Raw genomic sequence first — 13,860 nt, forward strand, 5'->3', positions numbered from 1 at the left:
CTCGTTAGCCAGTCGTCTTGAAGCCGTCGTCGGCGTCGGAGCGCTGCTTAAGCCTGAGCCGCGACACGCGCTGCCAGTCGCCGCTGCGTTCGGCCTCGAGCATCGAGCGCTCGACATAGGAGATATGGTCCATCGCCGCTTGGCGGGCAGCTGAGGGATCGCCGGCCTTCACGGCTTTGTAGATCGCGCCGTGCTGGGCCAGCAGCGCCTCGCGCGCTCCGGGCACGCTGAACACCAGAAGCCGGTTCTGGAACACGCCTTCAGACAGCAGCCGGTAGCAGGAGCGCAGCGTGTGCAAGAGGATGATGTTGTGCGCGCATTCGCACACAGCATGGTGGAACTCGACGTCGATTTCCGCCTCGTCGTCGAAATCGCCGGTGCGGTGCGCCTCGTCCATGCGCGCCACGATGCGGTCGAGCAGCGCAATGTCGTCCGCTGTCGCGCGCCGCGCCGCATATTCGGCCGCAACACCTTCGATCTCGCGGCGGTATTCCAGATAGTCGGTCACCGCCTTGCGGTGCATCGAGATGAGGTCGGTCACCGGCTTGGTGAACAACTGGCCGATGACGTCGGCGACATGGGTGCCGCCGCCGGCCTTGGTGATCAGCAGCCCGCGCCCTTCCAGCGCCTTCAGCGCATCGCGCAGGATCGGCCGCGACACGTCGAACTGGCGCGCCAGCTCGCGCTCGCCCGGCAGCCGGTCGCCGGTGCGCAGCACGCCTTCAAGGATCAGGCTTTCGATCTGCTGCACCACCTCGTCGGCGGTGCGCGAATGCTCGATCCTGGAGAAAATATCGCTCAACGGGGGCCTGGGAAATTGAACCGGCGTCGCGCAAGATAAAGCCAGCGTCGCCAACTGGTCAAATTATTTATCCAATTTGCCCAATCGGGTCGGTCTGCGCGTCGCGCCGGCAGGACCTACGATGCTAGACTTTGGTGTTTACGCGCCTCATGGATTGCCTTTAGAGGACGCCATCACACGAAGGGTCGAGAACAGGGGGACCACCGTGTCGGACGAGACGTCCAACCTCGAATTCCAGCCGCGCGCCCAGGGCAGCGTGATGGGCTTTCCCGCGCATGAGGGACGGCCCGGCGCGATCGGCGAGGTCCATGCCCGGCCGCATCCGCTGATCGAGAAGCCGCGCGTGCTTGTGCAACTCGCCTTCATGACCGAGGGCGGCTCCAGCGTCGACATGGCCGTGCTCTCCGAACTGTCGCGGCGCCTCGGCATCGCGGCGCCCGACCGTCATGCCCGCCACCACGCCATGAAGTGGGGCAAGGGTACGCTGCGCTGGGAGCGGCATACGGAATTCTCGACCTATCTTTGGGAAGGGCCGCTTGCCGAAAGCGGCAGGGCGCAGGAGGATTCTCCTTTCGGCAACGGGTTCTCGCCGCCGGGAACGGTGATCTCAGGCATAAGGCTGGAGATCCGCAAATGGACGCCGGCAAGCGAGAAGCTGATTGCGGCCTTCGACCCGACGAGCCTCTGCTATTCGCTGGTCGAGCGCGGCAATGCGGCCATCGTCACCGATTTCCGCCAGGACGGCGACGGCCTGACCCGCATCCTGGTGCTTGATCGCGGCCTGACGCCGGCGCGGACCGGCGCGCTGTCGCAGCGGCTGATCGACGTCGAGACGTATCGCACGCTTGCCATGCTCGGCCTGCCGCTGGCGCTGACGCTGTCGGGCCGCGCCCGCCGCATCGAGGACCGGCTGGCGCAGACCACGCTGGAAATGAAGGTCGCTGAAACCCGCGACAGCCAGACGCTGCTCGCCGACCTGACCGAGCTTGCCGCTGAACTCGAGGCTGATGCCGCCTCCAGCCTCTATCGCTTCGGCGCCAGCCGCGCCTATGACGGCATCGTTGTCGAGCGGCTGGAAGCGCTGGACGAAGAAGCCGTGCCCGGCTACGACACTTGGGGCGGCTTCCTGCAGCGGCGGGTGGCGCCTGCCATGCGCACCTGCCGTTCGGTCGAGGAGCGCCAGGCCAACCTGTCGCGCAAACTAACCCGCGCCACCACGCTGCTGCGCACCTGGGTCGATGTCGAGGTCGAGAAGCAGAACCGCGATCTGCTGGCGTCGATGAACAACCGCGCCCGGCTGCAACTGCGGCTGCAACAGACGGTGGAAGGCCTGTCGGTGGCGGCAGTGTCCTACTATGTCGTCGGCCTGATCTCCTATCTCGCCAAGGGCGCCTCGATCTTCGGCCATGCCTTTGCACCCGAAATCGTCACTGCCGCGGCGGTGCCGGTCGCCATCGTGCTGGTCTGGTGGGGCGTGCGGCGAGTCAGGCGGATGCACTCCGAGCCGGCGAAACATCCGGGGGAGTAGGAGCGCACTTTACCCTCCCCCTTGTGGGGAGGGTCGATCCGCATAGCGGATCGGGGTGGGGTGCTGGTAAAGAGCTTTCGTCGCGTGGACCCCCACCCCGCTCACTGCGTTCGAGACCCTCCCCACAAGGGGGAGGGTGAATAGCGGCAGATTGCCGCTGCGGAAGGCTGGCAGTACGCTCTTTGCCCGACGCGGTGTTTGCAACATCCGAATGTAATTGGTAAAAGATTTTTACCAGCCAAGCGGAGGACGCTGCCGATGTCCGGCCTTGTCATGCCCAAGCCAGACGACGCCACGATGCGAAGGCGGGCGGAGATCGTCGCCGACATGCGCATCATCGTGCCGGGCGAGGGCGTCGTCGACGCCACCAATGAAATGCGCGCCTTCGAAAGCGACGGCCTCACCGCCTACCGGCAATTGCCGCTGGTCGTGGTACTGCCCGAGACGGTGATGCAGGTGTCGCGGGTGCTGAAATACTGCAACGACCGCAACATCCGTGTCGTGCCGCGAGGCTCCGGGACCTCGCTCTCCGGGGGCGCGTTGCCGCTTGAAGATGCCGTGCTGCTGGTCATGAGCCGCTTCAACCGCATCCTTGCCATCGACTATCCCGACCGCATCGTCGTCGCTCAGCCAGGCGTTACCAATCTTGGCATCACCATTGCCGTCGAGCAGGAGGGCTTTTACTACGCCCCTGACCCATCCTCCCAGATCGCGTGCTCGATCGGCGGCAATGTCGCGGAAAATTCCGGCGGCGTGCACTGCCTGAAATACGGCCTGACCGCCAACAATGTGCTGGGCATCGAGATGGTGCTGATGAACGGCGAGGTGGTGCGCCTGGGCGGCAATCATCTGGACTCGGAAGGCTATGATCTCCTCGGCGTCATGACGGGGTCCGAAGGCCTGCTCGGCGTCGTCACCGAGGTCACGGTACGCATCCTGAAGAAGCCGGAGACGGCGCGCGCTCTGCTGATCGGCTTTCCGACCAGCGAGCAGGGCGGCCAATGCGTCGCCGACATCATCGGCGCCGGCATTATCCCTGGCGGCATGGAGATGATGGACCGGCCGGCGATCCATGCCGCGGAAGATTTCGTCCACGCCGGCTATCCCCTTGATGTCGAGGCGCTGCTGATCGTCGAACTCGACGGGCCGGGCGTCGAGGTCGATCACCTGATCGGTCTCGTCGAAGCGATCGCCTACAGGAACGGCTCCACCACCTGCCGCATCTCGCAATCCGAACAGGAGCGGCTGAGTTTCTGGGCCGGCCGCAAGGCGGCCTTCCCGGCGGTCGGCCGCATCTCACCCGACTATTACTGCATGGATGGCACCATCCCGCGCAAGGAATTGCCGCGTGTGCTCGCCGGCATGCGCGAACTGTCGGGAAAATACGGCCTTGGCGTCGCCAATGTCTTCCACGCCGGCGACGGCAATCTGCATCCGCTGATCCTCTACGACGCCAACGTGCCGGGCGAACTCGACAAGGCGGAAAGCTTCGGCGCCGACATTTTGCGGCTCTGCGTCAAGGTCGGCGGCGTCCTGACTGGTGAGCACGGCGTCGGCGTCGAGAAGCGCGACCTGATGCCGGAGATGTTCAACCAGATCGACCTCGATCAGCAAATGCGCGTCAAATGCGCCTTCGACCCCAATCATTTGCTCAACCCCGGCAAGGTGTTTCCACAACTGCGCCGCTGCGCGGAGCTTGGGCGCATGCACGTGCATCGCGGCCAGGTGGCGTTTCCGGACATTCCGAGGTTTTGATGGGGGCGGAATGTCTCACGTCGGCGATCCTTCGCGCCCCCCTCTGTCCTACCGGACATCTCCCCCACAAGGGGGGAGATCACCAGTCATCTCTGCCTTCGCCAATCTTCGACGTTGCTAGAGAGGCGCGGTCGCCAAAGCTGCTAATCTCCCCCCAAGTGGGGGAGATGTCCGGCAGGACAGAGGGGGGCGCGAAGGAACTCGACCCATCTTCGCCATGACGACCTTCACTCCCACCACATCGGCCGAGACCCTCTCCATCGTCCAATGGGCGGCCGCGGAAGAGTCACCTTTGGAAATCATCGGCCACGGCTCCAAGCGCCGCATCGGCCGGCCACAGCAGAGCGAACACACGCTCGATCTTTCGAAGCTCACCGGCGTCACCCTCTACGAGCCGGCCGAACTGGTGCTGTCGGCGAAGGCCGGCACACCGCTTTCCGATATAGAAAGCCTGCTCGCCGAAAACGGCCAGCAACTTGCTTTCGAGCCGATGGACTACGGCCCATTGTTCGGCGGTATCAAGGGAAGAGGCACGATCGGCGGCGTGCTTGCCGCCAACCTGTCCGGCCCGCGCCGGCTGAAGGCGGGCGCCGCGCGCGACCATATCCTTGGCATCAACGCGGTTGCCGGTCGTGGCGAAGCGTTCAAATCAGGCGGCCGCGTCGTCAAGAATGTCACCGGCTACGATCTGTCGAAGCTGATGGCCAACAGCTGGGGCATGCTGGCCGTGTTCACCGATGTCACCTTCAAGGTGCTGCCGGCGGCCGAGACCGAGGTGACGCTTGCCATGCGCGGCCTACTCGACGATGCCGCCTCTGCCGCCATGGCGCTGGCGCTCGGCTCCAGCGCCGAAGTGTCGAGCGCGGCCCATCTGCCCGAACGCATCGCCGCGCGCGTTGCCGGGGGCAGTCTAGGCACTGACGCTGCAACGCTGCTGCGCGTTGAAGGGTTTGGCCCATCGGTCGCCTATCGCATTGAGGCGCTGAAGACCCTGCTGAAAAATGCCGGCCCGCTGCAGGAGATCGCAGGTGAGACATCGCATACCCTCTGGCGTGACATAAGGGACTGCACGCCACTCGCCGACCGTAGCGAAAAGCCGGTCTGGCGCGTTTCGATGGCGCCGTCTCAGGCTCACCAGATGGTGCTGACGCTGCGCATGCAGATCGGCGTCAGTGCCTTCTACGACTGGCAGGGTGGGCTGGTCTGGCTGCGCATGGAGGAGGGCGATCCCGAGGCCGCCCTGCTGCGCGGGCTGATCAAAAAGCACGGCGGCGGCCACGCGACGCTGGTGCGCGCCACCCCTTCGCATCGCACCGCCGTTCCGGTGTTCGAGCCGCAGGCACCGCATAAGGCCGCATTGTCGGCGCGGCTCAAGGCCGAGTTCGATCCCAAGTCCATCCTCAATCCCGGCCGCATGGCCCAAGGCTAAGATAATGCAAACTAACTTCTCCCTTGCCCAGCTCGCCGATCCCCATGTCGCGGAATCGGAGAAGATCCTGCGCAAATGCGTGCATTGCGGCTTCTGCACCGCCACTTGCCCGACCTATGTGACATTGGGCAACGAGCTGGATTCGCCACGCGGGCGCATCTATCTCATCAAGGACATGCTGGAGAACGGCCGCCCGGCCGACAAGCAGATCGTCACCCATATCGACCGCTGCCTGTCCTGCCTGGCCTGCATGACCACCTGCCCGTCGGGCGTCAATTACATGCATCTGGTCGACCATGCCCGCGCCCATATCGAGGAAACTTACAAGCGGCCGCTGCTCGACCGGCTCACCCGCGCCATGCTGGCCTTTGTGCTGCCCTATCCCGCGCGCTTTCGCGCCGCGCTGAGATTGGCGAGACTCGGCAAGCCATTCATTCGTCTGTTCGAAAAGGTGTCGGCCCTGAAGCCGCTCAGCGCGATGCTGAAGCTGGCACCGGCCTCGATCCCGACGGTCTCGCCAATGGCCTCTTCCGGCATTCATGCCGGGCAGGGGACGAAGAGAGGCCGCGTCGCCATCCTCACCGGCTGCGCCCAATCGGTACTCGACCCCGCCATCAATGAGACGACGATTGCATTGCTGACACGGCTGGGCGTCGAGGTCGTGGTGCCGCAGGGCGAAGCCTGCTGCGGCGCGCTGGTCCATCATATGGGCCGCGAGGCAGCAGCCCTTGCCTCGGCACGGCAGAATGTCGATGCCTGGACGCGTGCCATCGACCAGGGCGGGCTCGACGCCATCGTCATCACCGCATCGGGCTGCGGCACAACCATCAAGGATTACGGCTTCATGCTGCGCCTCGATCCGGCCTATGCCGACAAGGCCGCGCGGGTCTCGGCGCTGGCCAGGGACATTACCGAATATCTCGCAAGCCTCGACCTGCCCGAGCCGGTGCGCAAACCCGGCACCGTCGTCGCCTATCACTCCGCCTGCTCGATGCAGCACGGCCAGAAGATCACCCGCCAGCCGAAGGAATTGCTCGCCAGGGCCGGCTTCGTCGTGCGCGATCCGCGCGAGGGACATCTGTGCTGCGGCTCGGCCGGCACCTACAACATCCTGCAGCCGGAGATTTCGGAGAAGCTGCGCGACCGAAAGGTGAAAAACATCGAGGCCACCGGCGCGGAGATCGTTGCCACAGGCAATATCGGCTGCATCACCCAGATCGCTTCGGCTGCAAAGCTGCCGGTGATGCACACGATCAAGCTGCTCGACTGGGCCTATGGTGGTCCGAAGCCGGAGGGCGTCTCCGAAGGAAACCTGGTCGCCGCCGAGTAAGCAGCTATTCCGCTGCCAGCCGGTCCACCACGCCATACGTCGCCTGGTAGCGCGCGCGCTGGCGGCTGAGCGCGACCATTGTGTTGCGCAAGAGGATCGCCACAGTGATCGGGCCGACGCCGCCCGGCACCGGCGTGATCCAGGACGCGACTTCCTTCACGCTCTCGGTGTCGACGTCGCCGACGATGCGGCTCGCGCCGTCCGGGCCGATCTCGGAATTGATGCCGATGTCGATGACGGCCGCACCGGGCTTCACCATGTCGGCCTTGATCAACCGCGGCTTGCCGACGGCGACGAACAGCGCATCGGCGCGGCGCGCATGTGCCGCCACCGAGCGCGTCATGTGATGGCACACCGTCACCGTTGCGCCTTCGCTCATCAGCAGGAAGGCAATCGGCTTGCCGACGATCTCGGAATGGCCGACGACGACAACTTCGAGCCCCTTGAGGTCGAGGCCGGTTTCCTTGAGCAGCTCGACCGAGGCCGCAGCCGTGCAAGGCGCGAGGTCGAGCTGGTTGTAGACGATATTGCCGATCGACGCCGGATGCATGCCCTCGACGTCCTTCAGTGGATGCACCGCCGCTTGCAGCGTCTTGATCGGGATATGCGCCGGCACCGGCCGCTGGATGATGATGCCGGTGACGCGCGGGTCGGCGTTCAGGCCGTGGATCGCCGCCTCGAGTTCGCCGGCGCTGATGTCGGCGGGGAACCGCCGCTCCTCGAAACCGATGCCGGCAAGCGCGGCCTTGGCGCGCTGGTTGCGCACATAGACATCGACGGCAGCGGTATCGCCGACGGTGATCGACACCAGCTTGGGCGGAAAACCTTCGGCGGTGGCGATGGCGGCATCCTCGCGCACGGATGCCATGATGCGCTGGGCGACCGGGCCGCCCCGGAGATAGCGGCTATCGTCTGGCGGAGACATGGCTGAACCTTTGCAGCGGAGTTTGGCGCAGGGGAGTTTGGCCGTCCCTATAGCAGGGGAAATGCGGCAAGGCAGCGTGAAAGCGAACCGTCATCCCCCTGGCGCGACGTTCTGGCGCAGCCTGGCTCAGCTATAGCCGCAAAGAGAAAGGGCAGCGCGGTTTCCCAGGCTGCCCTTTCCTGACTGGCCGCATCCCCACACGGCCCGTCCCCCGTAAACTCTTCCCGACCCTGAAGGTCTAACCTTCTGGACCAGATGATTCGGTAGGCGACTATATCACGACCACGGTGGTTCCAACATTGACCCTCTCGTAAAGGTCAACCACGTCCTCGTTGCGCATGCGGATACAGCCGGAAGACACCGAGCCGCCGATGGTCCATGGCTGGTTGGTGCCGTGGATGCGGTATTCCGTCGTGCCGAGATAGAGCGCGCGGGCGCCGAGCGGGTTTTCTTCGCCACCGGCCAGATAGGTCGGGAGGTAGCGGCCCTTGGCGGCCTCGCGCTTGATCATCTCCGCTGGCGGGCGCCAGTCCGGCCAGACGCGCTTGTTGGTGATCTTGTGCGTGCCAGACCATTCGAACCCAGGCTTGCCGGTGCCGACGCCATAGCGCCGCGCCTTGCCGTTCTTCTCGACCAGGAACAGGAAGTTCTGCGTCGTATCGATGACGATCGTGCCCGGCTTCTGCGGGCCGTCATAGGCGACTTCCTGCGGCAGGTAGAGCGGATTGATCTGCGGCCGCATCACCACGCGCTTGGCCGGCGCCTGCACGGAAGCAGTGCGCACCCGATCGGGTCGCGCCGGCTGCGCATAGCGAACGCGCGGCTGTTGGACCACCTGTCGGCTCTGCCGCACGATGCCGGGCGCGCGGCCAAGCTGCAGCACCCAGGGCGCTGAAAGGTCGGGGCTCACCATAACCGGCGGCCTGTCGGCATAGCGGTCGTTGGCGGCAGACGAGGTGACGCCGGCGGCCAGAATGGCCACGGCGCCGAGCACGGAACGCAAAAAGATCTTCATCGGAACGCACCTTGATCGTCGAACGGACGGAGGCGGAACTTGCCCCCGGTTGCGCGATCCTTGGCGCGAAGCGGCAACCGAAACATGAATCGGAATGGGTAAAATGCCGCTTTGTCAGTAAACCTTTTGGTGTGGTTACCGCCGGGTTCAGGAATCTGGTAAAGCCGCGGTAAATGCAGCGCGAAAGCGCGTTAACGGATGGATCGGCCATGGCGCAAGACAACACCGGACTGCTTACCGGCTCCGACGGGATCACGCGCTGCTTCTGGCACGGCAATCTGCCGGACTATCTGCACTACCACGACCATGAATGGGGCCGGCCGGTCGCCGACGACCGCAGGCTGTTCGAAAAAATCTGCCTGGAAGGCTTTCAGTCCGGCCTGTCCTGGCTGACCATTCTGCGCAAGCGCGAGAATTTCCGCGAGGCCTTCGCCGGTTTCGACTTCGACAAGGTCGCCGCCTTCACCGACGAGGATGTCGAGCGCCTGGTCGCCAATGCCGGCATCATCCGTCACCGCGGCAAGATCGTCTCGACCATCAACAACGCCAAACGGGCGTGCGAAATGGTCGACGAGTTCGGTTCGCTGGCCGCCTGGTTCTGGAAGTTCGAGCCGGGGCCGGAGGAGCGGCCGGCGGTGGTGGACATGGCGCATCTACGCGCCAACCCGACGACAGGGGTCTCGATCAGGATTTCGAAGGAGTTGAAAAATCGCGGCTGGAGCTTTGTCGGACCGACGACGGTCTATGCCTTCATGCAAGCGATGGGTCTGGTCAACGACCATCTCGAGGGGTGTGTTTGCCGGGAGCAGGTGGAGAAGGAACGCAAGGCCTTTAAGAGGCCGAAGTAGGGCGCTGTCCCCCTACCTCCCCCTTGTGGGGAGGTCGCGCCGAAGGCGCGGGTGGGGGTATCTTGGCGCCGCACCCCCACCCCGACGCTACGCGTCGACCCACCCCACAAGGGGGAGGGTAAGGAACTCACGTCCCGCTGGCGCCAGTCAGGAACAATCCCGCCACAATCGCCGCCAGTGCCGCAAATACCGGATAAATCACCAGCAATCCGGTCATCAGCGCCTCGCGTATGGTGGAACCCTTGCGCTCGTCGGCGGTGACCTCAAACGGACCGGGGCTCGCCGTCACCGGCGCACGGTTCTCGGCCGGCCGCAACCGGACTTCATGCAAGCCGTCGTCTCTGATGTCGAACTTGTGTGCGGCAGTCATGGCCCAACCCTTTGTTTCGGCGCGCTTATCGGCTCTGATTGTGTCGGCACGATGCCGCGCCGATGGCGGAATTGTTTCCTTTCGGTGCGTTTTGTTTCGAAGGAGAAGGAAAGAGCGCAAACCCTTGCCGCACCAAGCCGCTTCGGTTAGGACACGCCCACTCCAAACAAGTCATCGATTACTAAGCGAAAAGACCCATCCCATGGCCGACAAATCGGAAAAGACGAAAGCGCGGCTGCCGCGCGGCTTTGCCGACCGCAGCGCCGACGATATCCGCGCCGTCGAGAAGATGATGGCGACGATCCGTTCGGTCTATGAGCTCTACGGTTTCGAGCCGGCCGACCAGCCGCTGATCGAATACACCGATGCGCTCGGCAAGTTCCTGCCCGACCAGGACCGGCCTAATGAGGGCGTATTTTCTTTCCAGGACGATGACGAGCAGTGGCTGTCGCTGCGCTACGATTTGACTGCGCCGACAGCGCGCTACGTCGCCGAGAATTTTGAGAAGCTGCCGAAACCCTATCGCAGCTACCGCTCCGGCTGGGTGTTCCGCAACGAAAAGCCCGGCCCGGGCCGCTTCCGCCAGTTCATGCAGTTCGACGCCGACACGATCGGTACGCCGGGCGTCGCAGCCGACGCCGAGATGGCCATGATGATGGCCGACGTGATGCAAGCGCTCGGCATCAAGCGCGGCGACTACGTCATTCGCGTCAACAACCGCAAGGTGCTTGACGGCGTGCTGGAGGCGATCGGCCTTGGCGGTGACAACAATGCCGGCCGCCGGCTGACCGTGCTGCGCGCCATCGACAAGCTGGACAAGCTCGGGCCGGAAAGCGTGAAGCTTCTGCTTGGGCCGGGCCGATGGGATGGCGGCAAGGAAGGCGAGGGCGACTTCGCCAAGGGCGCTGGTTTGGACGACGGGCAAGCTGAAGCAGTTCTTCTCGCCACGGCAAGGAACGCACAGGTCGACCAGGTTTCCATAGTGAGCTCGAACTCGACTTACCAAGAAGGCGTCGGCGAGCTCGCGACGATTGAAGCCCTGGTCAGGGCGGCCGGATATGGCGAAGATCGCATCGCCATGGACCGCTCCGTCGTGCGCGGCCTCGAATACTACACCGGCCCGGTCTTCGAAGCCGAATTGCTCGCCGAAATCCCCAACGAAGACGGCCAGATCGTGCGCTTCGGTTCGGTCGGCGGTGGCGGCCGCTATGACGGGCTGGTCTCGCGCTTCCGTGGCGAGCCGGTGCCGGCGACCGGCTTTTCGATCGGCGTCTCCCGCCTGATGACGGCGCTGAAGAACCTCGGCGAGCTGGACACCACCGATGTCATCGCGCCGGTCGTCGTGCTGGTGATGGACAAGGATACGGAAAGCCTCGGTCGCTACCAGAAGATGGTGGCCGATCTGCGCGCGGCCGGCATCCGCTCAGAGATGTATCTCGGCGGCGCCGGCATGAAGGCGCAGCTGAAATACGCCGACCGCCGCGGTAGCCCGGTCGCGATCATCCAGGGCGGCGATGAGCGCGCCAAGGGCGAGTTGCAGATCAAGGATCTGATCGAAGGCGCGCGCATGTCCGCTGAAATCGCCGACAACGCTGAATGGCGGGCTGCCCGCCCGGCGCAGGTGACGGTGGCGGAGGGAGAGCTGGTCGCCGAGGTGAGGAAGATTTTGGCGGTGCAGGCCGCTGACCGTGCGAAGGGTGGCGCTTGAACGCCCCCCTCTGGCCTGCCGGCCATCTCCCCCTCAAGGGGGGAGATTGGATGTCGCGCATGGTTTCGCCAATCTCCGGCGTTGAAGAAGAGGCGCTGCGCTCCGAGCTGCCAATCTCCCCCCTTGAGGGGGAGATGGCCGGCAGGCCAGAGGGGGGTGCCTCGCGCCACGCATGACCTCCTGCTATCCCGCCATCGCATCCGAAATCACCAAGCTCTTCGCCACCCGCAACACCCATGCGGTTGAGGTCGCGGTGCTGCAGCCGGCCGAACCATTCCTCGATATGGCCGGCGAGGATCTGCGCCGCCGCATCTTTCTCACCGAAAGCGAGACCGGCAAGACGCTGTGTCTGCGGCCCGAATTCACCATCCCCGTCTGCCTCGACCACATCGCCTCGCAGGCCGGCACGCCGCGCCGCTATTGCTATCTCGGCGAAGTGTTCCGCCAGCGCCGCGAGGGCGGCAACGAGTTCTTTCAGGCCGGCATCGAGGATCTCGGCGACCGCGATACGGCCGAGGCCGATGCGCGTTCGCTGGCCGATGCGCACGCGCTGCTGCAGCTGGTGCTGCCGGCGCAACCTCTTGCGATCACGCTCGGCGACCAGACCATCTTCGAGGCGGTGCTGGCAGCACTCGGCTTGCCGCGCGGCTGGCGCATGCGGCTTGCGCGCGCCTTCGGCTCGGCGCCGATGCTGCAGGCAGCACTCGCCGATCTCGCCAACCCGCCGCGCAACGGTCAGCTTGACGGCGATGTCGCGGCCCTTGTGCTCGATGGCGATCTCGAAGCGCTTTCCGCCCACATCGCCGGCGGCATGGAAGAGGCCGGCCTGTCGGGCTCCGGCGGGCGCGCGCCGGCGGACATTGCCCGGCGGCTGATCGAAAAGGCCGAACTGCGCAGCGTGCGGTTGTCGAACGAAGCGTTTGCGGCGCTCAGGGATTTTCTCGCCATCGACGTGCCGCTCGACGGCGCGAGTGCTGCGCTCGAAAGTTTTGCGGCCTCTGCCGGGCTTTCGCTGGGCGCGGCGCTGGAAAAATTCGCCGCCCGCGCCAAAGCCATCGAGGCACATGGCCTGCCTGCAAAGACGATCCGCTACGACGCTGCCTTCGGCCGTCCGCTGGATTACTACACCGGCATCGTCTTCGAGATCGCAGCACTTGGTGGCGAGCGGCCGCTGGCCGGCGGCGGTCGCTACGACCGGCTGCTGACCCTGCTCGGCGCCAAGACGCCGATCCCCGGCGTCGGCTTCTCCGTCTGGCTCGACCGCATCGAAGCGCTGCGGGGAGAGCCGCAATGATCACGCTGGCGATCCCATCGAAAGGCCGGCTCAAGGAGCAGGCGCTGGAAGTGTTGGCCAAAGCCGGACTCGCCGTCAGCCTGCCCGGCGATGAGCGCCAGTACCGCGCCCGCATCGACGGCGCCGAGGGCATCGAGGTCGCGTTCCTGTCGGCGTCCGAAATCGCCGGCGAGATTGGGCAAGGTTCGGTCGACCTCGGCATTACCGGCGAGGATCTGCTGCGCGAAAACCTCGCCGACTGGGAAGCGCGCGCCGAAATCGTCGCTCGCCTCGGCTTCGGCCATGCCGATGTCGTGGTCGCGGTGCCCGGCATCTGGCTCGACGTCGATACCATGGCCGATCTCGACGATGTCGCCGCCGATTTCCGCCAGCGCCACGGCAGGCGGCTGAGGATCGCAACCAAATACTGGCGGCTGACGCAACAATTCTTCTCGCAAAAGCACGGCATCCAGGTTTACCGCATCGTCGAAAGCCTCGGCGCTACCGAAGGCGCGCCGGCGGCAGGCCTTGCCGATGTCATCGTCGACATCACCACCACCGGCTCGACCCTACGCGCCAACCATCTCAAGGTGCTGGCCGATGGGGTTGTGCTGAAGTCGCAGGCCTGCCTCGTGGCTGCCAGGAAAGATCGTGCTGCTGCGGATGAGGCGCTAGTGCGGGAAATAGCCGCGAAGATGAGCGCGCTCCCTCCCCCTTGAGGGGAGGGTGGACAGCCGCCAAAGGCGGATGGACGGGTGGGGTCGCTCCGGCAGTGCTCGACGCGAGACGACCCAAGCCGGGTCGACCGTGAGCAAGGAAGTCGAGCACTTCGCCGAGGACCCCACCGCCTCGCTTCGCGAGGCACCCTCCCCGCGAG

The 13,860-nt window shown here is 65.1% G+C and carries 12 protein-coding genes; 8 read left to right on the forward strand and 4 right to left on the reverse strand.

Annotation, left to right across the window (positions count from 1 at the left end; all coding sequences use genetic code 11):
* Nucleotides 1-4 precede the first annotated feature (4 nt).
* On the reverse strand, nucleotides 5-802 hold the full coding sequence (locus ACYG9V_RS09515) for an FCD domain-containing protein (RefSeq protein ID WP_023692349.1): 798 nt from the start codon (nucleotides 800-802) through the stop codon (nucleotides 5-7).
* A 205-nt stretch (nucleotides 803-1,007) separates the two neighbouring features.
* On the opposite strand from ACYG9V_RS09515, the gene ACYG9V_RS09520 reads away from it, so the two are divergent.
* The 4 genes from ACYG9V_RS09520 (at nucleotide 1,008) to glcF (ending at nucleotide 6,844) form a co-directional block, all read left to right on the forward strand.
* Nucleotides 1,008-2,330 (forward strand): DUF3422 family protein, encoded by a 1,323-nt coding sequence (locus ACYG9V_RS09520; RefSeq protein ID WP_352765721.1) that lies wholly within the window; start codon nucleotides 1,008-1,010, stop codon nucleotides 2,328-2,330.
* Between the two features lie 258 nt (nucleotides 2,331-2,588).
* A complete protein-coding gene (locus ACYG9V_RS09525) occupies nucleotides 2,589-4,085 on the forward strand; it encodes an FAD-linked oxidase C-terminal domain-containing protein (RefSeq protein ID WP_352765720.1) in 1,497 nt (498 codons plus the stop codon).
* A gap of 217 nt (nucleotides 4,086-4,302) precedes the next feature.
* Nucleotides 4,303-5,514 carry an FAD-binding protein gene (locus ACYG9V_RS09530; protein WP_352765718.1) on the forward strand — a complete coding sequence of 404 codons (1,212 nt, stop codon included), beginning with the start codon at nucleotides 4,303-4,305 and terminating at the stop codon, nucleotides 5,512-5,514.
* A gap of 4 nt (nucleotides 5,515-5,518) precedes the next feature.
* Nucleotides 5,519-6,844: a glycolate oxidase subunit GlcF gene (gene glcF / locus ACYG9V_RS09535; protein WP_023670548.1), complete on the forward strand. Its 1,326-nt coding sequence runs from the start codon at nucleotides 5,519-5,521 to the stop codon at nucleotides 6,842-6,844.
* Nucleotides 6,845-6,848: 4 nt separating this feature from the next.
* Here the strand turns inward: glcF and ACYG9V_RS09540 are convergent, their stop codons facing one another.
* Both ACYG9V_RS09540 and ACYG9V_RS09545 read right to left on the reverse strand, forming a co-directional pair.
* On the reverse strand, nucleotides 6,849-7,769 hold the full coding sequence (locus ACYG9V_RS09540; protein WP_023804489.1) for a bifunctional 5,10-methylenetetrahydrofolate dehydrogenase/5,10-methenyltetrahydrofolate cyclohydrolase: 921 nt from the start codon (nucleotides 7,767-7,769) through the stop codon (nucleotides 6,849-6,851).
* A gap of 271 nt (nucleotides 7,770-8,040) precedes the next feature.
* Nucleotides 8,041-8,784, reverse strand: a complete 744-nt coding sequence (locus ACYG9V_RS09545; protein WP_023692344.1) for a L,D-transpeptidase — start codon at nucleotides 8,782-8,784, stop codon at nucleotides 8,041-8,043.
* A 209-nt stretch (nucleotides 8,785-8,993) separates the two neighbouring features.
* Between ACYG9V_RS09545 and ACYG9V_RS09550 the strand changes: the two genes are divergently transcribed.
* The gene (locus ACYG9V_RS09550; protein WP_352765716.1) at nucleotides 8,994-9,632 is read left to right on the forward strand and encodes a DNA-3-methyladenine glycosylase I; all 639 of its coding nucleotides are present in this window, start codon (nucleotides 8,994-8,996) and stop codon (nucleotides 9,630-9,632) included.
* Nucleotides 9,633-9,759: 127 nt separating this feature from the next.
* Here the strand turns inward: ACYG9V_RS09550 and ACYG9V_RS09555 are convergent, their stop codons facing one another.
* The gene (locus ACYG9V_RS09555; RefSeq protein ID WP_352519445.1) at nucleotides 9,760-10,002 is read right to left on the reverse strand and encodes a hypothetical protein; all 243 of its coding nucleotides are present in this window, start codon (nucleotides 10,000-10,002) and stop codon (nucleotides 9,760-9,762) included.
* 202 nt (nucleotides 10,003-10,204) lie between these two features.
* Between ACYG9V_RS09555 and hisS the strand changes: the two genes are divergently transcribed.
* From hisS to hisG, 3 genes are all read left to right on the forward strand, one after another.
* On the forward strand, nucleotides 10,205-11,710 hold the full coding sequence (hisS, locus tag ACYG9V_RS09560; RefSeq protein WP_352765715.1) for a histidine--tRNA ligase: 1,506 nt from the start codon (nucleotides 10,205-10,207) through the stop codon (nucleotides 11,708-11,710).
* A 172-nt stretch (nucleotides 11,711-11,882) separates the two neighbouring features.
* Complete coding sequence (locus ACYG9V_RS09565; RefSeq protein WP_352765713.1) at nucleotides 11,883-13,004, forward strand: ATP phosphoribosyltransferase regulatory subunit; 1,122 nt, start codon at nucleotides 11,883-11,885, stop codon at nucleotides 13,002-13,004.
* The gene (gene hisG, locus ACYG9V_RS09570) at nucleotides 13,001-13,702 is read left to right on the forward strand and encodes an ATP phosphoribosyltransferase (RefSeq protein ID WP_352765711.1); all 702 of its coding nucleotides are present in this window, start codon (nucleotides 13,001-13,003) and stop codon (nucleotides 13,700-13,702) included. The genes ACYG9V_RS09565 and hisG overlap by 4 nt, the downstream gene beginning before the upstream one ends.
* Nucleotides 13,703-13,860 lie beyond the last annotated feature (158 nt).

The organism is Mesorhizobium sp. W016 (genome assembly GCF_054719485.1).

Excerpts from the sequence above, each read along its gene's own strand:
- glcF (WP_023670548.1), top strand. The coding sequence starts at position 5,519 with ATGCAAACTAACTTCTCCCTTGCCCAGCTCGCCGATCCCCATGTCGCG.
- ACYG9V_RS09530 (WP_352765718.1), top strand. The coding sequence starts at position 4,303 with ATGACGACCTTCACTCCCACCACATCGGCCGAGACCCTCTCCATCGTC.
- hisS (WP_352765715.1), top strand. The coding sequence starts at position 10,205 with ATGGCCGACAAATCGGAAAAGACGAAAGCGCGGCTGCCGCGCGGCTTT.
- ACYG9V_RS09525 (WP_352765720.1), top strand. The coding sequence starts at position 2,589 with ATGTCCGGCCTTGTCATGCCCAAGCCAGACGACGCCACGATGCGAAGG.
- ACYG9V_RS09565 (WP_352765713.1), top strand. The coding sequence starts at position 11,883 with ATGACCTCCTGCTATCCCGCCATCGCATCCGAAATCACCAAGCTCTTC.
- ACYG9V_RS09545 (WP_023692344.1), bottom strand. The coding sequence starts at position 8,784 with ATGAAGATCTTTTTGCGTTCCGTGCTCGGCGCCGTGGCCATTCTGGCC.
- ACYG9V_RS09550 (WP_352765716.1), top strand. The coding sequence starts at position 8,994 with ATGGCGCAAGACAACACCGGACTGCTTACCGGCTCCGACGGGATCACG.
- ACYG9V_RS09555 (WP_352519445.1), bottom strand. The coding sequence starts at position 10,002 with ATGACTGCCGCACACAAGTTCGACATCAGAGACGACGGCTTGCATGAA.
- ACYG9V_RS09540 (WP_023804489.1), bottom strand. The coding sequence starts at position 7,769 with ATGTCTCCGCCAGACGATAGCCGCTATCTCCGGGGCGGCCCGGTCGCC.
- hisG (WP_352765711.1), top strand. The coding sequence starts at position 13,001 with ATGATCACGCTGGCGATCCCATCGAAAGGCCGGCTCAAGGAGCAGGCG.